The organism is Neoroseomonas marina (assembly GCF_012927745.1).
Lineage (GTDB): Bacteria > Pseudomonadota > Alphaproteobacteria > Acetobacterales > Acetobacteraceae > Neoroseomonas > Neoroseomonas marina.
Window position 1 is genome coordinate 225,981 of record NZ_JABBKX010000002.1, and the last position, 20,019, is coordinate 245,999.

The 20,019-nt window shown below is 70.0% G+C and carries 17 protein-coding genes and 1 riboswitch; of the genes, 10 read left to right on the plus strand and 7 right to left on the minus strand.

The window, feature by feature from the left end:
- Positions 1 to 21: 21 nt before the first annotated feature.
- The 3 genes from pqqA to GWK16_RS06325 all read right to left on the minus strand — a co-directional run bounded on the left by pqqA (position 22) and on the right by GWK16_RS06325 (position 2,264).
- A complete protein-coding gene (gene pqqA, locus GWK16_RS24965; RefSeq protein ID WP_211187165.1) occupies positions 22 to 171 on the minus strand; it encodes a pyrroloquinoline quinone precursor peptide PqqA in 150 nt (49 codons plus the stop codon).
- A 235-nt stretch (positions 172 to 406) separates the two neighbouring features.
- The gene (locus GWK16_RS06320; protein WP_170053109.1) at positions 407 to 1,264 is read right to left on the minus strand and encodes an alpha/beta fold hydrolase; all 858 of its coding nucleotides are present in this window, start codon (positions 1,262 to 1,264) and stop codon (positions 407 to 409) included.
- Between the two features lie 106 nt (positions 1,265 to 1,370).
- Complete coding sequence (locus GWK16_RS06325) at positions 1,371 to 2,264, minus strand: 2-keto-4-pentenoate hydratase (RefSeq protein WP_170053110.1); 894 nt, start codon at positions 2,262 to 2,264, stop codon at positions 1,371 to 1,373.
- A gap of 561 nt (positions 2,265 to 2,825) precedes the next feature.
- Here GWK16_RS06325 and GWK16_RS06330 point away from each other — a divergent pair.
- Positions 2,826 to 4,325: a tripartite tricarboxylate transporter permease gene (locus GWK16_RS06330; protein ID WP_170053111.1), complete on the plus strand. Its 1,500-nt coding sequence runs from the start codon at positions 2,826 to 2,828 to the stop codon at positions 4,323 to 4,325.
- Between the two features lie 190 nt (positions 4,326 to 4,515).
- Entirely contained in the window at positions 4,516 to 5,262 is a 747-nt protein-coding gene (locus tag GWK16_RS06335; protein ID WP_170053112.1) for a hypothetical protein, read from the plus strand.
- A 19-nt stretch (positions 5,263 to 5,281) separates the two neighbouring features.
- Here GWK16_RS06335 and GWK16_RS06340 read toward each other — a convergent pair whose 3' ends face one another.
- Together GWK16_RS06340 and metE are read right to left on the minus strand one after the other, a co-directional pair.
- Positions 5,282 to 6,403 (minus strand): hypothetical protein, encoded by a 1,122-nt coding sequence (locus GWK16_RS06340; protein ID WP_170053113.1) that lies wholly within the window; start codon positions 6,401 to 6,403, stop codon positions 5,282 to 5,284.
- Positions 6,404 to 6,548: 145 nt separating this feature from the next.
- A complete protein-coding gene (metE, locus tag GWK16_RS06345) occupies positions 6,549 to 8,864 on the minus strand; it encodes a 5-methyltetrahydropteroyltriglutamate--homocysteine S-methyltransferase (RefSeq protein WP_170053114.1) in 2,316 nt (771 codons plus the stop codon).
- 62 nt (positions 8,865 to 8,926) lie between these two features.
- A riboswitch (cobalamin riboswitch) is annotated at positions 8,927 to 9,164 on the minus strand.
- A gap of 280 nt (positions 9,165 to 9,444) precedes the next feature.
- Here metE and GWK16_RS06350 point away from each other — a divergent pair.
- Positions 9,445 to 9,858, plus strand: coding sequence for a DUF6525 family protein (locus tag GWK16_RS06350; RefSeq protein ID WP_170053115.1), 414 nt, complete (start codon positions 9,445 to 9,447; stop codon positions 9,856 to 9,858).
- A 49-nt stretch (positions 9,859 to 9,907) separates the two neighbouring features.
- Here the strand turns inward: GWK16_RS06350 and GWK16_RS06355 are convergent, their stop codons facing one another.
- Positions 9,908 to 10,078 carry a hypothetical protein gene (locus tag GWK16_RS06355; protein WP_170053116.1) on the minus strand — a complete coding sequence of 57 codons (171 nt, stop codon included), beginning with the start codon at positions 10,076 to 10,078 and terminating at the stop codon, positions 9,908 to 9,910.
- A gap of 16 nt (positions 10,079 to 10,094) precedes the next feature.
- Positions 10,095 to 10,397: a PepSY domain-containing protein gene (locus GWK16_RS06360; protein WP_170053117.1), complete on the minus strand. Its 303-nt coding sequence runs from the start codon at positions 10,395 to 10,397 to the stop codon at positions 10,095 to 10,097.
- Between the two features lie 128 nt (positions 10,398 to 10,525).
- On the opposite strand from GWK16_RS06360, the gene GWK16_RS06365 reads away from it, so the two are divergent.
- From GWK16_RS06365 to GWK16_RS06395, 7 genes are all read left to right on the plus strand, one after another.
- Positions 10,526 to 10,840 (plus strand): PepSY domain-containing protein, encoded by a 315-nt coding sequence (locus GWK16_RS06365; RefSeq protein ID WP_170053118.1) that lies wholly within the window; start codon positions 10,526 to 10,528, stop codon positions 10,838 to 10,840.
- On the plus strand, positions 10,840 to 11,499 hold the full coding sequence (locus GWK16_RS06370; protein ID WP_170053119.1) for a response regulator: 660 nt from the start codon (positions 10,840 to 10,842) through the stop codon (positions 11,497 to 11,499). The genes GWK16_RS06365 and GWK16_RS06370 overlap by 1 nt, the downstream gene beginning before the upstream one ends.
- On the plus strand, positions 11,496 to 12,890 hold the full coding sequence (locus GWK16_RS06375) for a sensor histidine kinase (protein WP_170053120.1): 1,395 nt from the start codon (positions 11,496 to 11,498) through the stop codon (positions 12,888 to 12,890). The genes GWK16_RS06370 and GWK16_RS06375 overlap by 4 nt, the downstream gene beginning before the upstream one ends.
- 137 nt (positions 12,891 to 13,027) lie before the next feature.
- The gene (locus GWK16_RS06380) at positions 13,028 to 14,305 is read left to right on the plus strand and encodes a glycosyltransferase (protein WP_170053121.1); all 1,278 of its coding nucleotides are present in this window, start codon (positions 13,028 to 13,030) and stop codon (positions 14,303 to 14,305) included.
- A 1,323-nt stretch (positions 14,306 to 15,628) separates the two neighbouring features.
- Complete coding sequence (locus GWK16_RS06385; protein ID WP_170053122.1) at positions 15,629 to 17,026, plus strand: amidohydrolase family protein; 1,398 nt, start codon at positions 15,629 to 15,631, stop codon at positions 17,024 to 17,026.
- Positions 17,027 to 17,091: 65 nt separating this feature from the next.
- Positions 17,092 to 18,618, plus strand: a complete 1,527-nt coding sequence (locus GWK16_RS06390) for an ABC transporter substrate-binding protein (protein ID WP_248291200.1) — start codon at positions 17,092 to 17,094, stop codon at positions 18,616 to 18,618.
- Positions 18,618 to 20,006 carry an amidohydrolase family protein gene (locus tag GWK16_RS06395; protein ID WP_170053123.1) on the plus strand — a complete coding sequence of 463 codons (1,389 nt, stop codon included), beginning with the start codon at positions 18,618 to 18,620 and terminating at the stop codon, positions 20,004 to 20,006. Before GWK16_RS06390 ends, GWK16_RS06395 begins: the two co-directional genes overlap by 1 nt.
- Positions 20,007 to 20,019 lie beyond the last annotated feature (13 nt).

The following is a 20,019-nucleotide window of genomic DNA, read 5'->3' on the forward strand; positions in this document are numbered from 1 at the left end:
AGCGCCCCGGGGGCGTGATGGTCAGTCGACGTCCGCGCAGGCGTAGCTGTTGATCTCGAGGGCGAGGGAGATCTCGACGATCTTGGGCGTCTTCCAGGCCATGCTTGCTTCCTCCGACAGGTGCCGGCGGACCGCCGACGGTCCGAGGATGGCGTCGGCCGGGCGGGACATCAAGCATCGATCAGACTGCGGCGCCCGCCGCACCGCTTGGCAATCCGCCGGTCCCGGCGGTGTCGCCCATGTCGCGGCGATCACATCGCCGATAGGCGACGATGCGCACGACCGCCGGCTTGTCGGGCCCCACGCCGTTCATCGGGTGCAGCGCGGTCGCGATCCCGGGACACCGGGGCGCGCCGGAGGATTCGCATCCACGCTCCGCGATGCGGCCGGGTCGGGCGGGGGGCGACTAGGCGGGATGCTGCCGCAGGTGGTCGATCAGCAGCGCGGCGACGCGTTCCGGCATCTGGTCCGGGGCATAGTGGCCCGCACCGGCCAGGACCTCGAACCGGTACGGGGCGTCGACGAAGTGGGCCGTGCCTTCGGCCGCCATGCGCCCGACGGTGTCGTCGGCATCGCCCCAGACGAAGAGCGTCGGCACCCTGATGGGCCCGATCTCGCGATAGACCTTCCCCCGCGCGCGATACCAGGCGAGCGCGGCTTCCATCGCCGACGGCGAACCCAGGACGGCGAGATGCCTGGCGGTCGCTTCAGGCGGAACGCCGTTGGCGGCGTGGCGCAGGCGGATCCATTCGACGTCGTTCGCGAGCAGCATTGCCGCCGCGCCCGGATCCTGGAAGGCCTTGTGGTGACGCGATCGGTGCGGCTGGTCCGGATCCTCCCGCAACGCCCGGGTAAAGGCGGCGGGGTGCGGTCGCGACAGCATGGTCAGCGATGCGAGCCGGTCGGGGATGCGCGCCGCGATGTCCCACGACAGGCTGCCGCCCCAGTCGTGGCCGACGAGATGGAAGCGTCGGTCGCCGTGGCCCAGCGCGGCGACCAGCGCCAGCGCATCGCCGACCAGGCGTTCGATATCGTAGGCCGCGAGATCGGACGGGTCGGGCCGCGCGCCGGGGGAGTAGCCGCGCTGGTTCGGCGCCGCCGCGAAGTAGCCGGCCGCGGCCAGGGCCGGCAGCTGCGCGTCGTAGAGATGGCGGGACACCGCGAAGCCGTGCAGCAGCAGGACCAGCGGCCGGTCGGCCGTGCCGGCGACGGACACGTCGAAGACGAGGCTGGGGTCTGTCTCGATCCGGCGATCCTCGATCATGCCGCGTCTCTCCCCGGGTTTCATCGTGCCGGATACAGCATCACGGCAAGCCGCCGCCGTCGACCATGCGCGTCGATTCCGTGATGCGGGAACGGCCGGCGACCGGTCAGGTGTCGAAGGCGATGCGCACCTCCGCCGCGTCGCCGAAGACGGCCCGCACGGCCTGCCCCGCTTTGACCGGAAACATCCCGGTGGTCGAACCGGTGCTGACCACCTCACCCGCCCGCAGCCCATCGCCCCAGCGGCGGCGTTCATTCGCCAACCACAGCAGCGGCGCGAGCGGGTCGCCCATCACATCCGCGCCGCGGCCCTGCCGGCGCCGTGCGCCGTCGACCTCGAGCACGACCTCCATCGTGGCGAGGCGACCGCGCCAATCCCCGATCGCGCCACCGAAGACATAGCGCCCGGAGGCGCTGCCATCGGCGAGGATCGCGGGCAGGGGCGGCAGGTTGTCCATGCGGAAGCGGCATTCCGCGACCTCGATCCCGGCATGGACCGTCGCGACCGCCCCGATGATCTCCTCCATCGTCCAGGCCCGATCGCGCGGCGGCAGGTCGCGCGCGAGGGTGACGAAGAACTCGCATTCCACCAGGGGATCGAGCAGGTCCGCATGCGCGAGCCGCACGGGGGACCGCACCGCGAAGCGACGATAGGTGCGCCCGTAGATGGGATCGGTCACCCGCAGCTTCTCACGCATGGCGGGCGTGGTGCCGGCGATCTTCCAACCCAGCGGATCCCAGCCGAGACGCTGCGCCACGCGCGTGTTGATCCCGTAGCCTTCATCCGTCGTGGCCGGCACCAGACCAGGAGCAAGACCATCCAACTGTCGTGCGTCCCGCCGCGCGGCGACCAGCATGTCGGCGAGCTTTTCCTGACTCGGAGCATCCATCTTCCATCGCCTCCCGGTGCGACTTTCGGCGGTCTGGCGCTCGCCCCTGCGCTCGATCCCGACCGGCAGCGCCCAGGCGCCGGCCACGGCCTCGATCGTCGCCGGAGTCATGCCGCCGGCCATCCAGTACCGCGCGTCGGCGCCGCCCGAAAGGAGCGCGGGCCGGCACGGGGAGGATGCGTGCCAGGTTGATCGACACGCCCGCGAAGAAGGAGGCCGAGGCGCCGATCCAGCCAGCACGGCGGCTGTCGCCGGACCTTCCGTGTGCCGGTGACGTCGAGGCGTGGTCGGCGACTGTGGCCCGGCAGCACCGTTGCCCCGGCAAAGATATCGGGTCCCGTTCCGCCGTGGAGGTGCGGGATTCGGAGAGAAGACGAAGATCAGACTCCGGGTCGGACCGGGTCATTGGAACATGAGAACAAGAATACTTACGGAACGAATCGATTCGGCGACTATGCCGATGACGCAATCAGTATTCTGCGCATCGCCTTACTCGTGCGTAATTTTGGGTTGATGAATCAGATTTGAGCGCATTAAACTCACCTCACATCCGAACAAGGTGGATGCCGGGCGCTGATCTACGATTGATTCGCCACAGAATGAGGCCTCAATCCAGGGCCGTATCTAGACGTTCCTGCCTCGGTCGCTGCCAGTCAGCCGGGAATATTATGCATGCTTGAGAATCTGGCCCTGGGGTTTGACGTTGCATTAAGTATCAAAAATCTCACCTTCGCTTTCCTCGGGGCCTTTATCGGCACGGCGATCGGCGTTCTCCCGGGCCTTGGGCCGACCGCCACGATTTCCCTGCTGTTGCCGCTGACCTTTGGCATCGAGCCCACGACGGCGATCATCATGCTCGCAGGGATCTACTACGGGTCCCAGTACGGCGGCTCGACGACCGCGATCCTGCTGAACCTCCCCGGCGAGGTCTCCGCCGTCGTCACCGCCATCGAAGGCCACAAGATGGCGAGGAACGGCCGGGCGGGCGCGGCGCTCGCGGCCGCGGCGCTCGGGTCCTTCTTCGCGGGAAGCGTGGCCACGATCGTCGTCGCGGCATCGGGACCGATGCTGACCTCGGTCGCCCTGTCCTTCGGTCCACCCGACTACTTCTCGCTGATGCTCCTCGGGCTCATCGTCGCCTGCGTCCTCGCCCGCGGCAGCGTCGTGAAGGCGGTCGCGATGGTGGTCGTCGGCGTCTGTCTCGGCATGGTCGGGACCGATGTGCAGACCGGGCAGCAGCGCTTCACCTTCGGCGTCCCCGAACTCTCGGACGGGCTGAATTTCGTGGCGCTCGCGATGGGGCTGTTCGGCATCGCGGAGATCATCCTCAACCTCGAGAAGCCCGAGATCCGCACCGGCACGGTGCCGGTGCGCGGATCCCTCTGGCTCACGAAGGAGGAATGGCGATACGCCATCCCGGCCAGCATCCGCGGCACGATCCTCGGCAGCCTGCTCGGGATCCTGCCGGGCGGCGGCGCGGCGCTTTCGTCCTTCGGTTCCTACATGCTCGAGCGGCGGCTGACGCGCCGGCCCGAGAAATTCGGCAACGGGGCGATCGAGGGCCTGGCCGGCCCGGAAAGCGCGAACAATGCCGGCGCCCAGACGGCCTTCATCCCGCTGCTCACGCTCGGCATCCCATCGAACTCGGTCATGGCGCTGATGGTCGGCGCGCTCATCATCCAGGGCATTCAGCCTGGCCCGCGGATGGTGACGGCGCAGCCCGAGCTGTTCTGGGGGCTCATCGCCTCGATGTGGATCGGCAACCTGATGCTGCTCGTGATCAACCTGCCGATGATCGGGCTCTGGGTGAAGCTCCTGCAGGTGCCGTACCGCTTCATGTACCCGTCGATCATGATCTTCTGCGCGATCGGCGCCTACAGCATCAACAACAACCTGTTCGACGTCTACGCGGTCGCGGTGTTCGGCGCGTTCGGCTACCTGCTCAGCAAGCTCGCGCTCGAAGGGGCGCCGCTGCTGCTCGGCTTCGTGCTCGGCCCGATGATGGAAGAACACCTGCGCCGGGCGATGCTGCTGTCGCGCGGGGATCCGATGGTGTTCCTCGAACGCCCGATCAGCGCGACGCTTCTCGCGCTGGCGGCGATCGCGCTCTTCCTGATGATGAGCCCCAGCCTGCGACGGGGGAAGAGCATCGCGGTGGCCGAAGGGGGCTAGGAACCACAGGCCGGCCGCGCTGCGCTGAAGGCGAGGCCAGCCCCGGCCATCCCGCAGGGGTCGGGGAGCCGGCTCCCGGCCCGGACAGGCCCGCGATCCCGGTTCGGAATTCCGGACCGGGAAGACGCTGGTCACGCTGCGGATCACGCCGGTCTTGCACGGCATCCTCGCACCGGGCGAGCATGCCGTCATGCGTCCATTCCGCCTTCTGCTCCTGGCCCAGCTCGCTGCTTGCGCCCCGGACTACACGGCGGTGCGCGACTGGGCGTCGCAGGCCCGCGACGCCATGCTCCCAATCGAGGCGCCGCGCGCGCCGCGCCCGCCCGTCGCCCCCGTCCCTGCGGCGCCGGTGACGCAGGATGGCCGGGCCGGCGCGGTGCTCGCCCTACAGGAAGGCGCCGCGGCATGGCTCGGGATGCTCGCTTTCCTGGCCGACGATGGCTGGCCCCGGCAGCGCGAGAACCCGCTGACCGATCTCGTCGCGAAGGTGCAGCCCTATGATCCGGAGGGCGCCGCGGGGCTGCACGAGCTGGGCGAGGTGATGGCCTACGCGGCGCGGCGCGATACCCGGGCGCCTTGGCTGTCGACGGCCGTCGAGCGGGGCGACCCTTCCTTCCAGAAGATCATCGGGGCGCTGCAGCGGCAGTCCGCCGCGATGGCGGCAGAGGGGCCGTCCCCATCCCGCGGCGACCCGCCCCGCGGCGTGCCGCCGGCCCGGAGGACATTGGCGCAGGAGGTGGCCGCCATGCGCCAGGCCGATGCCGATCGCCAGCGCATCGCGCAGGACGCCCGGGCCGCGGCCCTGGCCCGTGTCGGCGAAGGCCACGCCTTCCTGGCCGCGCACACCGACGAGCTGTCGAGGAGCGACACGGCGCGGCTGCTCCGCGTGCAGGAAATGGAACTGCGCCGCCTGGTGCTGCTGGGCGCCGCCGGCTGAACGACGGCGCCGCCGGTCCTCAGAAGCTGATGCCGAGCCCGAAGGACGCGCCGGTGATGTTCCGATCGGCGTAGAGGTAGTTCAGGGTGAACTGGACTCGGGAGACCTCCAGGCCCATGGCGCCGAACTGCAGGCGTCCGACGTCGAACTCGATCCCCCCGCCGACCGTGGTCGACCAGGCGAAGCCCGTGGTCTGGCGCTGGTCCCCGAAGTAGTAGGACGCCGCGCCGGTCAGCACCCAGCGCAGGGGCCGGCGGAACACCTCGAGGCCGGTCGGCCAGCGATACTGGCCCCAGACCCCGAAGGTCGACGACGTCGAGGTTCCGCGCGACGCCGGCAGCGAATCCCCGAAGGTCTGCAGCCGCAGTTGCGTGTAGCGGGCCTGGACGTCGATCTGCCGCTCCACGCTGTAGTCGAAGTAGGTCAGCATCAGCGATCCGCCGACGCCCCAGACATTGGCGTGGACGTCGGACAGCGCGGACGGTTCGCTCTTGTTCCGCCACCAGGCGAGGAAGCTGGAGGCCAGCGCGACGTCGGAAGCGGCATAGCCCCCGGCGACGTTCAGGATCGGCGTCACGTAGAGGCTGTCGGCGAGATAGAAATCCCAGCCGATGCCAAGCGTGGTGGTGAAGTTGTTCCAGCGCACGGAGATGTCGCGCGTCGCCTCTCCCAGCAGGACCGCGCGCGGATCGTAGCGCGTGTAGGACGCGTAGATCTCGAGCCAGAGCGGAAAGCTCTCGTCCACCTCGAAGCCGAAGCCGAGCTGGCTGAGGGTCAGCGTCGGGTCGCCGTCCTCCGCGCCGGCGGTGTTGCGGTTGACCTGCAGCGTGCTGGCTGATGCGGAAGGGATCGCCCCGTAGCCCATCAGCCCCAGCACACCGCCGCGGCGTGGCTGGACCGTCTCGCGGAGCTGCGCCAATCGATCCGAAAGGGCGGCGCCGGCCGCCGCGGCCGTGACCGGCGAGATCGTCTGCGCGCCGAGAGGGTGGGCGACGGCCAGGAGCAGCCACCACGCGCCGACCGCCACTGCCAGCGCGACGATCCCCCGAAGGCGGGGCGGGGCGGCGACACCGGCCGCCCGGCCGTTGCCAGCCGGGCAGCGCCTCCAGTTGCCGCGTGCGGGGTCGAGGACGGCCGGCATCTGCGGCCTGGATAACAGTCCGGGCCATTCCGTGTCGATACCGATCCGGGCCCGGCCGGGTGCATGCGACCATGATGCGCGCCGCGTCGGAACGGGCGGCGCGCATGGCCCGCGCCCCGGGATGACAGGGGCGCGGGATGCCGCGTCAGACCGCCTCGGCGCGCAGCCTCCGTGCCGCGGCGACGAGGTTCGCCATCGCCGGCTTCACCTCCGCCCAGCCGCGCGTCTTGCAGCCGCAATCGGGGTTGAGCCAGAGCCGGCGGCGCGGGATGCGGGCCGCGGCGCGTTCCGCCAGCCGTGCCATTTCCTCGGCCGGAGGGACGCGCGGCGAATGGATGTCCCACACGCCCGGCCCGATCTCGTTCGGGTAGTCGAAGACCGCGAAGGCCTGCAGCAGTTCCATGTCGGAGCGCGCGGTCTCGATCGAGATGACGTCGGCATCCATCGCCGCGATGCTCTCGATGATGTCGTTGAACTCCGCGTAGCACATGTGGGTGTGGATCTGCGTGTCGTCCCGCACCGCGCTGGCCGAGAGGCGGAAGCACGCCACCGCCCAGCGCAGGTAGTCGGCGCGGTCCGCCTCGCGCAGCGGAAGCCCTTCGCGGAAGGCCGGTTCGTCGATCTGGACGATCGGGATGCCGGCGGCCTCGAGGTCCGCCACCTCGTCGCGGATGGCGAGCGCGATCTGACGGCAGACGGTCTCGCGCGGGATGTCGGTGCGCACGAAGGACCATTGCAGCATGGTCACCGGGCCGGTCAGCATGCCCTTCATCGGCTTGTCGGTGAGGGACTGGGCGAAGGCCGACCAGCGCACCGTCATCGGCGCGGGGCGCGCGACATCCGCCCAGATGATCGGCGGGGCGACGCAGCGGCTGCCGTAGCTCTGCACCCAGCCCTGCTTGGTGAAGGCATAGCCCGCGAGCTGCTCGCCGAAGTACTTCACCATGTCGTTGCGTTCGAACTCGCCGTGGACGAGCACGTCCACGCCGATCTCGTCCTGCCAGCGCACCGCCTCCGCCGTCAGCCGCTCCATCTCCGCGTCGTAGGCGGCCCCGTCGATCTCGCCGCGGGCGCGGCGCGCGCGCAGGCTGCGCACCTCGGCGGTCTGCGGCCAGGAGCCGATCGAGGTCACCGGCAGGTCCGGCAGCCCCAGCCGCGCCGCCTGGACATCCGCGCGCCGGGGATAAGGGCTGGCGCGGCGTTCCATCGCCGGCGTGACCGCCGAGAGGCGCGCGGCGACGGCGGCGTCGTGCAGCCGCGCATCCGCTCGAGCCTCGGCCAGCGCACGGTCGCTGTCCTCGAAGACGGCGGCGACGGCGCGCTCGCCCTCGTCGACCGCGCGGGCGAGGGTCGCGACCTCCTTCAGCTTTTCGTTCGCGAAGGCGAGGCGCCGCTGCAGCGCGGGGTCGAGGGCCGTCTCCATCGCCACGCTGTGCGGGACGTGCAGCAGCGAGCAGGAGGGCGCCACCATCAGCCGCTTCGCGAAGCCGGCCGCCTCGGCCTGGCGGAGCTGCGCGAGCGCCGCACGCAGGTCGGTGCGCCAGACGTTGCGCCCGTCGACCACGCCGAGCGACAGCCAGCGGTCGCGCGGCAGCGCCGCCAGCACGTCCGGCAGCTGCGCGGGCGCGCGCACGAGGTCCACATGCAGCCCCGCGACGGGCAAGGACGCGGCCAGTGCGAGGTTGTCGCGCAGCCCCTCGAAATAGGTGGTCAGGAGCAGCTTCAGACCCGGCGCCGCCTCGGCGAGTGCGCGGAAGGCGATGCGGTAGGCGTCGGCGGCGCCGGGCGGGAGGTCGGTGACGAGGCAGGGCTCATCGATCTGCACCCAGGCGGCGCTGGCTTCGGCCAGGTACCGCAGCGCATCGGCATAGGCCGGCAGCAGCGCCGGCAGGAGGTCGAGCGGATGGGACCCGTCCTCCGTCTTCGACAGCAGCAGCAGCGACACCGGCCCGAGCAGCACGGGACGGGTACGCGTGCCGTGCTGCAACCCCTCGCGCAGCGCGCGCGCCCAGCGATTGTCGATGAGCCGCGGGCGCATCGCGGCCGACAGGCGCGGCACCATGTAGTGGTAGTTGGTGTCGAACCACTTGGTCATCTCGAGCGCGACGGCATCGCCGGGAATGCCGGCCGCGCGCTCCGCCGCGGTCCCGCGCGCGCCGCGCGCGAGTGCGAACATGGTCGCGAGCGAGACGGGCCCTTCGCCCGACCAGCCATACCCCGCGGGCACCAGGCCGAAGGCGCAGGCGGTTTCGAGCACGTGGTCGTAGAGGGCGAAGTCGCCCGACGGCACGTGGTTGATGCCGCTGCCCTGCTGCACGGCGCGGGCGCCGGCGCGCAGCGCAGCGGCGGTGGATTGCAATCCGGCCTGGTCGAGCCGGCCGGCCCAGAAAGCTTCGAGGGCCGTCTTCAGTTCGCGGCGTGGTCCGATACGCGGGTAGCCGAGCGTCGCGGCGATCGTCATCGCACTTGGTCTCCGTCGCCCGGGGCACCCAGCCCGGCCGTGGGGGTGGCGCGCCCCCGCTGGCGGGGTGCACGGCGCGGGCAGGTCTCCTGGCTCGCGGGGGCGGGGCTTGCGCCCCGCGCCGCCGGTCCTGCCTTCCCGCTTGCGCAGTGGCGCCGCCCGGAGGGGCGGCACGGACCGGCGGGCTTCCCGCCGACAGTTGCTGGGGCAGCGTCCGACTTGGGCGAGACGCTTGGCGTCCTGCCCGCACGGACTTCCCTTTTCACCCGCTCGCGCGGGACCAACGCATCATAAAGATATCTTTATGATAAGAAGTACTCAAGCGCATTCGCGGGAATGCGGTCCGGACCCTGCCCGGGCTGCCACCGGAGCACCCACACCACGCGTCGGACGGGGGACGCCAGCGGGCATCCGGCCTCCGCGCGGAGCCGCCCCGGTGACCGATGAACGGCGCCTGTGAAGCGACGTCAGGGTCAGCAGCCCCGTCGACAGGGACCGCATGGGTGCCCAGCGCCGCGCTCCTGGCGCTGCGGTTCCCGGAAGCCCTTCCCTTGGCTAGAAGCCGGCGATGGACAACAGCATGGCGACGCGCCCCTACAGCAGGCTGAAGGGCGACCCTTATCGCGCGTATGAGGAACTTCCCGCGGAGGTTCGCCAGGCCCTGCAGGAAGCGCTGGTGGATTGGTGCCCTCTGCGCGCGCGCGAATGGCACATTCGCCTGCTGCGTGAGCGGCAGCTGAGGCCGGCGCAGGTGGTGTCCTACCTCGTGCAGACGATCCGCAGGCATGACCAGGCCGAGGTCGCCGCCTTCGCGAAGACCTGGCCGAAAGGCCACAAGGCCTATCCGCATCTCGCGGCGGGCGCGACGTTGCAGCGTTATGCCGGAGGCGCCGGCATCCCAATGGCCGAGCCGGTTCCCGTCGCCCCGAAGGGCAAGCGCCCCAAGGCCCCAGGCAAGGGCAAGGGCAAGGCAGGGCGCCGTCGTCGGCGCTGATCGGGAAGACAGGCAACGCCGCGGCCGTCAGCGGCGTGGCGCGGGACCGTCAGGAGGCGAGGCTGTCATGGACCTGCGTGGCGAGGTCGCGGCCACCGCCACGCGGAAACGCCTCCATCGTGCGGCCGACCACCCAGGCCGCCGGCGCGACAAGGGCAGACGCCCCTTGGATGGCGCGCGCCGCCACGCCGTGAGGCTCGGTGTCGACGGGCGCGGCCATCCTCAGGGCGCTCCCGTCAGTGGCCGCGGCGGGCGACGGCGCCCGTGCTCGCGTCCACGTAGAGCCCGACGCGGCGGCCCTCGGCGTCGGTCGTCTTCACTTCCCAGCGGCCGTGATCCCATTCCAGGTCACGAACCGGGCCATAGCCGGCGGCACGGACGGCGGCGATCGCCGCGGCGGCGTCCACGCGCGCGGCGGCGACGGCGCGGCTCTCCTCGGCGCGACGGCTGTCGCGATCGGACGCCTGGGCCGGCGCGAAGGGCATCGCAGCGGCCAGGGCCAGCGCGAGGGCGGCAGCAGGGCGGACGAGACGGGTCATGGCAATCTCCTGATGGCGTTTCGGTTGCGGCATCCCCGCAACGGCGCGCACTCTGTCGCGGCCCACCTGAACCGCCGCTGATCCGGCCGTTCAGCGGCGGTTCAGCCAGGATCCTCCAGCCTCGCCTCATGCGCCGCGCCCTGCTTCTCCTTCCCGCCGTCCTGCTTGCCGCGCCTGTTGCTCGGGCGGACGACCGGCGCGACCACGAACGCGCGCGCGCCGCCCTCGCGGCCGGGGAGATCCGCCCGCTCGCCACGCTGCTGGCCGAAATCGAACGCCGCTATGTCGGCGTCGTCATCGAGACCGAGCTCGAGCGCGACGACGGGCGCTGGATCTACGAATTCAAGTTGCTGCCGCCCTCCGGCCGCGTCTTCGAGATCAAGCTCGACGCCGCGACCGGTGAGGTGATCCGCACCCGCGGCCCGGTGCAGGAACGGCGCTGATGCGCGCCCTGATCGTCGAGGATCATGCGCCGCTCGCCGCGCAGCTGCGCGATGCGCTGGCCGAGGCCGGCTTCGTCGCCGATCTCGCGGCGGATGGGGAGGAGGCGCAGTTCCTCGGCGAGACCGAACCCTACGACGTGGTGGTGCTCGACCTCGGCCTGCCGCGGCTCGACGGGCTGACGGTGCTGAAGCGCTGGCGCGCGGCGGGGCGCGCCATGCCGGTGCTGATCCTGACGGCGCGCGACGCCTGGTCCGAGAAGGTCGCGGGCCTCAATGCCGGGGCCGACGACTACCTGGCAAAGCCCTTCGTCATGCCGGAGCTGGTCGCGCGGCTGCAGGCGCTGGTGCGGCGCGCGCATGGGCATGTGTCGCCGGAGATCGCGCTCGGCCGCCTGGTGGTGGACACCGCGGCGCAGCGCGTGCTGCTGGAGGGCGTCCCGGTGCGCCTCACCGGCCTCGAATACCGGCTGCTCGCCTATCTCGCGCTGCGCGCCGGGCAGGTGGTGTCCAAGACGGAACTGACCGAGCATCTCTACGCGCAGGATTTCGACCGCGACAGCAACACGCTCGAGGTGATGGTGGGCCGGCTGCGGCGGAAGCTCGGGGACGGGATGATCGAGACGCTGCGCGGGCAGGGCTACCGGCTGGCCGCGGCATGAGATGGCCGCGCTCCCTCACGCTGCGCCTCGCGCTCGCGGCGGGGCTGTGGGTGGCGGCGGGCCTCGGCGCGGCGGCGTGGTTCGTCACCGATGTCGCGATCCGGCAGGTGGAGGCGGCCTTCGACGCGCGCCTCACGGCCCTGCTGGATGCCGCGGCCGCCGCCGTCGCTGTGGATGCGGACGGGCGCGTCGCCGTCGTCCGCGCGCCCTCGGGGGCCGATTTCGATCGACCCTTCTCCGGCGCCTACTGGCAGGTGGCGGCGCCGGGCGGCGCGCCGGCCACCTCGCGGTCCCTCTGGGATCAGACATTGCCGACCCTGCCCGCGGGTGCCGGACCTGGCATCCGGCTGCGCGACATCGCCGGCCCGCGCGGCGATCCGCTGCGCCTGGCAGAACGCGACGTCGTGCTGCCCGGCGCCGCGGCGCCGGCGCATCTCGCCGTGGCGTTGTCGCTGGCGCCCACGCTCGCGGAGATCGGCCGGCTCCGCACCGTGCTGGCGCTGGTCTTCGCGCTGCTGGGGACGGGATTGGTGGCCGGCGTGGTGGCCACCGTCATCACCGGCCTGGCGCCGCTGCGCCGCGTGCGTCGCGCGCTGGCCGAGGTGCGGGACGGGCGGCGCGAGCGGCTCGCCATCGCGGCCCCGGCCGAGATCGCGCCCCTGGTGGCCGAGGTGGATGCGCTGATCGCGGCGAACCGAACGACGGTGGAACGCGCGCGGGCGCATGTCGGCAATCTGGCCCATGCGCTGAAGACGCCGCTCGCGGTGTTGCGCAACGCGCTCGACGCGCCGCGCCCCGATGTCGCGCAGGCGCGGACGGAGGCGGCGGCGCTGGACCGGCTCGTGCAGCATCACCTGGCACGCGCCCGGACGGCGGCGCTGGCCGGCGCGGCGACCTCGACGAGCGTCGCGCCCCGTGCGGTCGCCGAGGAGGTGGCCTGCGCGCTCCGACGGCTCTTCGCCGATCGCGGCCTCGACATCTCCGTCGCCGGCGATGCGGGCGTACGCGTGCCGATGGACCCGCAGGACCTCACCGAGGTGCTCGGCAACCTGATGGAGAATGCCTGCAAATGGGCCGCGGCCCGCGTCGGGGTCGCGGTCGCCGCGGCGGGCAGCGAGGTCGTCATCACCGTCACCGACGATGGGCCGGGCCTCCCGGAGGCGGAGCGCGATGCCGTGGTCGGGCGCGGCGTCCGTCTCGACGAACGCACACCGGGCAGCGGGCTCGGCTTGAGCATCGCATCCGATCTCGCGGCGCTGCACGGAGGCGGGCTCCGGATCGGGCAGGCCCCAGGTGGGGGCGTGGCGGCGACCCTGCATCTTCCCCGCAGCACGGCGACGGGCGCCCGGTCGATCCCTCCGGCGACGACTCCACGGACAGGAACGACCTGACCCGGCGCACGACCTCGTCGGCGTCCGAGGGCCCATCAACCGCGCCACCATTCGAGCCGCGCCGCGAATCATCGGGGCGGCCTGGGCAGGTGAGATCCTGTAGACCTACCGGTCGACGGGATCCGGAGCCGACACCCATGCGCATCGCGATCCAGACGCTCGGCACGCGGGGCGACGTGCAGCCTTATGTCGCGCTTGCGCGTGGGCTGAGGCGCCGGGGGCACGACGTGCAGATCGCGGGGCCTGCCCAGTTCGAGACGATGGTCACGCGACATGGGCTGGCGTTCGCCCCGCTGCCGGCCGAACTCCTGGCGCTGATCGACACGCCTGCCGGCAAGGCGGCGATCGCCGGCGGCCACGGCGTCCTCACCCGCCTGAGGCTGTTGAGGCAGATCGTTCCGATGATGCGGCGCCTGCTGGACGCCGAATGGGCGGCCGTGATGGGGTTCGCCCCCGACGTCATCGTGCATCATCCGAAGTCGCTGGCTTCGCGGCACATGGCCGAGGCGCTGTCGTGCCCCCGCATCCTCGCCTCGCCGTTGCCAGGCCTCACCCCGACCGCCGCGTTTCCCAGCCCGCTGCTGCCTTTCGCCTCGCTCGGGCCGTTCAACCGCGCGAGCCATGCGCTGGTGATGGGGAGCGCCAACGTCGTCTTCGCCGGAACCATCCGGACCTGGAGGATGGAGGCCCTCAAACTACCCGCCCGCCCCCGCCCGCCGCCCGAGCCCTCCGGCACCCTTTACGCCTACAGCCGGCATGTCGTTCCCATCCCGCCGGATTGGGGCCGGGATGTGCGCGTCACCGGCTACTGGTTCCTCGACGATCCTGACTGGCGTCCACCTGAGGCCCTGGCCTCCTTCCTCGCCGACGGCGAGCCGCCGGTCTATGTCGGTTTCGGCAGCATGCCTGGCCTGGATCCGCAGCGGCTGACGGCCATCGTGCTGGAGGCGCTGGCCAGGACTGGAAAACGCGGCCTGCTCGCGAGCGGCGGCGGCGCCCTGGCGGCGGAGACGCTGCCGCCGCAGGCGCGGATGATCGATGCGGCGCCGCACGACAGGTTGTTCCCCTTCGTTTCGGGAACCATTCATCACGGCGGTGCCGGCACCACCGCGGCTTCGCTTCGGGCGGGCAAGCCTTGCGCGATCTGTCCCTTCTTCGGCGACCAGCCCTTCTGGGGAAGACGCGTCGCGGCCCTCGGTGTCGGCCCGCCCCCGCTCGACCGGAGGACGCTGTCGGCCGATCGGCTCGCCGCCGCCATCGCCGCGATGGAAGACCAGGCCATGCGGCACCGCGCCCGGTTGCTCGGCGATGCGATACGCGACGAAGACGGCGTCGAGGCAGCCGTGCGCTTCATCGAGGCCCGATACCAATCCTCCGGAGTCAACTCATCCAACTCGGCAAAAAAACATCGATGACGCCGTAGAGCCACGCGAACGCGCAACCGCCACCGATAAGGATGATAGGGCGTGGAGTTCTTTATATGTTCTGAATTGGGCGGTGCTGTCAGTTGCTGCGAAGTGCGAACCTCCTTGCGCCGCGCCGTAAGCCCGACCTTACCCGCACTCCGCACACGTCATTAGGCCCCGCTTCTCCCGCGCCGGCTCGACGGCGTAGCCGCAGCGCATGCAGTTCGCGCCGCAGTCCTCGATGTCGAACGGATCTGCGACGCGTCGCGTCGGCGGGCTGCCAGGCTGTTTGCGAGGCCGCCCTCGGCTACGGTGCGGCTCCGCGACAGGCTCTTCAGCGCTCGCTGTAGCAGGGAGTGTCGCTACGGGCTGCCCAACCGGATGCTTGCGAGGCCGCCCGCGACCGCGACGCGGCGCAGCGACAGGCTCTTCTGCACTGGCCGCACCAGCCTCCGCCGCCGCTGGCCCCCAGGCGGGCATGACGTGGCCAACGGGCTGAGCAACCTCCGGACCTGCCGGCTCGTTGGCCATCGAACCGCTCGACGTCTGCTTCGTCGGGAAACCACCGTCCCAGGATGCGGCGCGGACATAGGGATCCTGTCGCTTTGGCCTGTCTCTAACGGCGCCGCCGGACCGCACGCGGACCACCTCGACCACCCGGCTGCCCAATGCGCCGGCTCGCTTGCGAACGGTCAGCGTCTCGCGACGTCCAGTCGCCGCGGACTTCTCATCCTTGAAGCGGGCGAAGACACGGTCTTTGTCGTCCATCAGCAATCCAGGCTCGTGAATTCAGCGACGCCAACGCGTCGGCTCAAATGTTGGGACCGAATCAACGGTTTGCATCAATGAAGCATTGCTCAGGCGACTGAGTTACTGAATTTCCCGAGCACCATTGGAAAAATACCGTTCGCTCTCAACAGCCTAAGCTTGAGGGTAAAATCGGCCTACCCTCAAGGTCCGGAGACTCTCCGCTCTCTCCGGCCGAAAAAGCTCGGTAGTTGCGCCGTCGAACCATCAAGGTCCGCGCGCGAACCCTTGCCAAACCTGCGCCTCAGCGCGGTGTCCTGACCAGGAGAGAAAGGTTGTGAGAGAGAAGAATGGAGCAGCGATGGAAACCGGGAACTGAAAGTCTCTGGCGAAGTGGCCCAGGATTGCCCAGGTTCGGGCCCTGAGGCAATTCGTGTCGAGCCATGGTGCGCAGCATAGCCTGTTGCTATGTCCGGATCTCAAATTCGCATTGGACGAATTGCGGCACGCGATGAACACTTGTCATACGCGGCATAGACCTCGGCCGCTCTCGTCTTTGGTTAGCGTGATGGAGCGCCCCCAATTATGACCAGCATCCTGATTGCAGGTGCGGTGATCCTAACGTGCGACGACGATCGGAGCATCATCGAACATGCTGCCATCGCTGTCGCCGACAACCGCATTGTTGCCGTAGGCCCCAGCAGCGAGCTCGAGAAGACTTACGCCAATTTCGAGCGCTTCGACGCCCGAGGCCTTGCTGTGCTACCGGGGTTCATCAACGCGCACACGCACACGGCGCTGACCGTCTTGCGCGGTACCGTGGAGGATTGGGACGGCAACGCCGTCTACGGCTACATGTCCCCTGTCTCCTACGAGATGTCGGACGAAGAGCGCGCCATCATGGTGCAGCTCGGCTGCCTCGAAGCCATCCGAAGCGGCTGCGCGACGCTCGTCGATCCGTTCCGCCACGTGCCGTCCTATGTGGATGCCATGGCGGCGACCGGGCTCCGGCTTTGGGTTTCGGAAAACTGCGCCGACATCAACACGCTGAAGATCCGCCAGGGCGACTACTCGGTCGATCGTGAGTTCGGCCAGGTCTTCCTGGATCGCACCATCCGCGGCATCGAGGCCTATCACGGTACGCACAACGACCGTCTACGCATCCAGATCGCGGCGCATGCGCCGGACAATTGCTCGCCCTGGATGCTCGACCAACTCATGCAACTCGCGCGCAAGCACGACCTGACGCGGACCGTGCACCTCGCGCAGAGCGTCGAGGAGATCAACGCCGTGAAGGCGGCCTACGGCCTGACGCCCGCGGAATACCTGGATCGCGAGGGCTTCCTAGGCCCCGAGCTGGTGGGCGCCCACTGGACCTATTGCTCGGCCTCGGATGTCGAGCTCCTCGCTTCCCGCGGCACGCAGATGGTGCATTGCCCGGCAAACTCCTCGCGTCGTGGCCCGCACACGGCGCCGGTCGGGCTGATCCGCGATGCCGGCATCAACATCGCCATCGGCACGGACAACATGACCGAGGACATGTTCCACGCACTCAAGATCGGGCTCATCGTGCACCGCGGTGGCCGCGGTCGCGCCAGGGAAGGCGGCGTGAACCCGCAGCCTCAGGCATTGCTCGATGGCATAACGCGCAACGCGGCACGGTCTGTCGGTGCCTCAGCGGAGATCGGGTCGATCGAAGTCGGCAAGAAGGCGGATCTGACGATCATCGACCTAAACGTGCCCGCGATGCGTCCGATCATCCGCCTCGTGTCCAATATCGTCCATTACGGGCACCCGGGGATCGTCCACTCGGTGATGACCGACGGCGTTTTCCTGATGCGCGACCGCAAGGTGCTGGCGCTCGACGAGGCCTCGCTGCTGAAGGAATCGCAGAAGGTCACGGAACGCGTCTGGCAACGGATGATGGCGAAGAACCCCGACATTCCTCCGCCGCCCGGTGGGCTGCAGTGGCTCGACGCGTGAGTGGCAAGGTAGCAGACATGACCTGTACTTCGCTTCGCGTTGCCGCCCTGCTCTCCGCGGGCCTCATGGCGCTGCCGGCCGCCGCCAACGATGTGACGATCGCCGTCGGCGGTGCCTTCACCTCGCTGGATCCGCATTTCCACAACCTGACGCCGAACAGCGGACTGACCCAGCACATCTTCGATCGACTGGTGAATCCGGACGCCGATCTGCGGCCGGAACCGGCGCTCGCATTGTCGTGGTCCGCGATCTCGCCCACCACCTGGGAGTTCCGCCTGCGGGATGACGCCCGCTTCCCCGACGGCACGCCCTTCACGGCCGATGACGTCGCCTTCACCATCGCGCGGGTCTCGGCATTGCGTACCGGTCCCGGCGGCTACGCGATCTACACGCGCCCGGTGCAGGAAGTTGTGGTGGTTGACCCGCGCACCGTGCGGCTTGTCACCGCCGAACCGGCGCCCCTGATCCCGGCCTTTATGGCTGCTCTGCCGATGATCGGTCGCCGCGCCGGCGAGGGGGCCGCGACCGCCGACTACAACAGCGGGCGCGCCGCCATCGGCACCGGGCCCTACCGCCTCGTCTCCTATGTCGCCGGCGATCGCGCTGTGTTCCAGCGCAACGACCAGTGGTGGGGGCCTGCCCAACCCTGGAGCCGCGTCACCGTCCGCCTCATTGCGAATGACAGCACGCGTATTGCGGCGCTCAAGGCTGGCGACGTCGATCTGATCGACCAGGTGCCGACGCGCGACGCGCGCGACCTCGCGGCGGATTCCCGACTGACCGTGTTCAGCAAGCCGGGTGTGCGCAATATCTACCTTTACCTCGATCAGTTCCGCGACCAGACGCCCTTCGTTACCGACCTACGCGGCAATCGTCTCGCCACCAACCCGCTCCGCGATCCGCGTGTGCGGCAGGCGTTGTCCATGGCGATCAACCGCCCGGCGATCGTGGCGCAGGTCATGGATGGCCAGGCGTCGCCCTCCGGCCAGTTCCTGCCCGACGGCACGATGGGCAGCGACCCCGGCCTGAGGCCCGATGCCTACGACCCGGCGGCCGCGCAGCGCCTGCTGGCCGAAGCCGGGTTCCCGCAGGGCTTCGCCGTGACACTGCACGGTCCGAACGACCGCTACGTGAACGACGCGCAGATCCTGCAGGCCATCGCGCAGATGTGGACGCGCATCGGCGTTCGCACGCGCGTCGAGGCCCTGCCCACCAGCGCCTATTTCACCCGTTCGGCGCGCGACGAGTTCAGCATCGGACTGGCCGGCTGGGGCACCGGCACGGGTGAGCCGGACAGCCCCCTGGCCTCCCTCGTCGCGGCGCGCGATCCGGCGCGCGGCCGTGGCGCGTCCAATCGCTCGGGCTATAGCAATCCCGCGATGGATCGCCTGCTGGACCAGGCATTGGCCACGCTCGAGCCGCCTGCCCGAGAGGAGCTTTACCGCCAGGCGACGCGCCTCGCTATCGGGGATCGCGCCATTGTCCCGCTGCATCATCAGGTGAACATTTGGGCGGCCCGCTCCGGCCTGATCTACGAGGGCCGGAACGACGAGCGGACCATGGCGATGTCCCTTCGCCCGGCGACACGCTGATGCAGCCGGCCATCCTCATTGACGGCGCAACGATCGTCACGGGGGATGCGGCCGGCACCATCCACCATGGTAGCACCATCGCGATTGAAGCTGACCGGATCGCCGCCATCGGCACTTCGGCAGAGCTGCTGGCGCGATATCCGGCGGCCACGGTGATCAACGGGCGGAACCGGGCGGTGATGCCCGGCTTCGCCAATACTCACACTCATCTGCATCTCACCCTCGCGCGCGGCATCTTCGAGGACATGTCGTCGCCCAACGCGCCGCCCTTTGATGCGGTGAATCGCCTGCCGCTGCCGCGCCTCTCCGACGAAGAGCACACGGTGATGTGCCAGCTCGGGGCGTTGGAGGCGATCCGCAGCGGCACGACCGCGTTGCTCGAAGACAATATCGGCATCGCGCGCTACGCCCGGCAGCTCGCCGATACGGGGCTGCGCCTCGTGCTCGCCGAGCGCGCCTGGGACAAGGCGGTGGGCAATATTGGTGGGGTGGAGCCGTTCGAGGCCTCGGACGCGCTGGCCGACGCGGGGCTGGAGCGCATGGAGCGGTTGCATGCCGAATGGCATGGAGCACGCGGCGGCAGGATCGCCGTCGGCCTCGCCGCCTGGGCGCCGGACATGTGCTCGCCGCGGCTGCTGAACCGCATCTCCAGCCTGCGCGAGAAGCTCGACGCGGTGTGCACCATCCACCTCAACCAGCTCTGGGGCGAGGTCGCGGCGGTGCAGCGCGAGCGTGGCTGCCTGCCCACCGAATACCTCCATGCCGAGGGGTTCCTGAACGATCGCGTCATCGCCGCGCATTGCCGCTGCATGACGTGCAGCGAGGAGAACCTGCTCGGCCGCTCGGGCGCCTCGGTCGCCTTCAATTCCTGCATCGCCGCGCGGCGTGGTCTGAGCCCCCGCATAGCCGCGCTGCAGGCCGCCGGCTGCAATATCTCCATCGGCACCGACAATATGGCCGAGGACATGGTCGAGGCGACGCGTACCGCCATGTTCATGGAGCGCATCCGCCGCACTGACGGCCGCGAGCCAACGCCCGAGGAGGCCTTTGGCTGGGCCACGCGAAACGGTTACCGCGCCATGGGCACGACCGACGGCGGCGTACTTGCGCCAGGAATGAAGGCCGACCTCGTGGTGGTGCGCACGGATCGACCGCATCTCGTGCCGCGCATGCGGCTGGCTTCCACCTTCGTGCATCAGGGCCAGGCCGCGGACATCGAATCGGTGATGGTGGACGGAGCCTGGATCATGCGCGACGGCGCCGTCCTGACGATGGACGAGGCCGCCATCGTCGACGAAGCCGACCGCATCGCGCGTCGTGCATGGGCACGTCTGTTACAGGACCGCCCCGACCTGGAAGTTCCTCCCGGCTTCAGCCCGGCGCCATGACGCAGCGGGCCCA

Excerpts from the sequence above, each read along its gene's own strand:
- pqqA (WP_211187165.1), bottom strand. The coding sequence starts at position 171 with ATGTCCCGCCCGGCCGACGCCATCCTCGGACCGTCGGCGGTCCGCCGG.
- GWK16_RS06320 (WP_170053109.1), bottom strand. The coding sequence starts at position 1,264 with ATGATCGAGGATCGCCGGATCGAGACAGACCCCAGCCTCGTCTTCGAC.
- GWK16_RS06325 (WP_170053110.1), bottom strand. The coding sequence starts at position 2,264 with ATGACTCCGGCGACGATCGAGGCCGTGGCCGGCGCCTGGGCGCTGCCG.
- GWK16_RS06330 (WP_170053111.1), top strand. The coding sequence starts at position 2,826 with ATGCTTGAGAATCTGGCCCTGGGGTTTGACGTTGCATTAAGTATCAAA.
- GWK16_RS06335 (WP_170053112.1), top strand. The coding sequence starts at position 4,516 with ATGCGTCCATTCCGCCTTCTGCTCCTGGCCCAGCTCGCTGCTTGCGCC.
- GWK16_RS06340 (WP_170053113.1), bottom strand. The coding sequence starts at position 6,403 with ATGCCGGCCGTCCTCGACCCCGCACGCGGCAACTGGAGGCGCTGCCCG.
- metE (WP_170053114.1), bottom strand. The coding sequence starts at position 8,864 with ATGACGATCGCCGCGACGCTCGGCTACCCGCGTATCGGACCACGCCGC.
- GWK16_RS06350 (WP_170053115.1), top strand. The coding sequence starts at position 9,445 with ATGGCGACGCGCCCCTACAGCAGGCTGAAGGGCGACCCTTATCGCGCG.
- GWK16_RS06355 (WP_170053116.1), bottom strand. The coding sequence starts at position 10,078 with ATGGCCGCGCCCGTCGACACCGAGCCTCACGGCGTGGCGGCGCGCGCC.
- GWK16_RS06360 (WP_170053117.1), bottom strand. The coding sequence starts at position 10,397 with ATGACCCGTCTCGTCCGCCCTGCTGCCGCCCTCGCGCTGGCCCTGGCC.
- GWK16_RS06365 (WP_170053118.1), top strand. The coding sequence starts at position 10,526 with ATGCGCCGCGCCCTGCTTCTCCTTCCCGCCGTCCTGCTTGCCGCGCCT.
- GWK16_RS06370 (WP_170053119.1), top strand. The coding sequence starts at position 10,840 with ATGCGCGCCCTGATCGTCGAGGATCATGCGCCGCTCGCCGCGCAGCTG.
- GWK16_RS06375 (WP_170053120.1), top strand. The coding sequence starts at position 11,496 with ATGAGATGGCCGCGCTCCCTCACGCTGCGCCTCGCGCTCGCGGCGGGG.
- GWK16_RS06380 (WP_170053121.1), top strand. The coding sequence starts at position 13,028 with ATGCGCATCGCGATCCAGACGCTCGGCACGCGGGGCGACGTGCAGCCT.
- GWK16_RS06385 (WP_170053122.1), top strand. The coding sequence starts at position 15,629 with ATGACCAGCATCCTGATTGCAGGTGCGGTGATCCTAACGTGCGACGAC.
- GWK16_RS06390 (WP_248291200.1), top strand. The coding sequence starts at position 17,092 with ATGGCGCTGCCGGCCGCCGCCAACGATGTGACGATCGCCGTCGGCGGT.
- GWK16_RS06395 (WP_170053123.1), top strand. The coding sequence starts at position 18,618 with ATGCAGCCGGCCATCCTCATTGACGGCGCAACGATCGTCACGGGGGAT.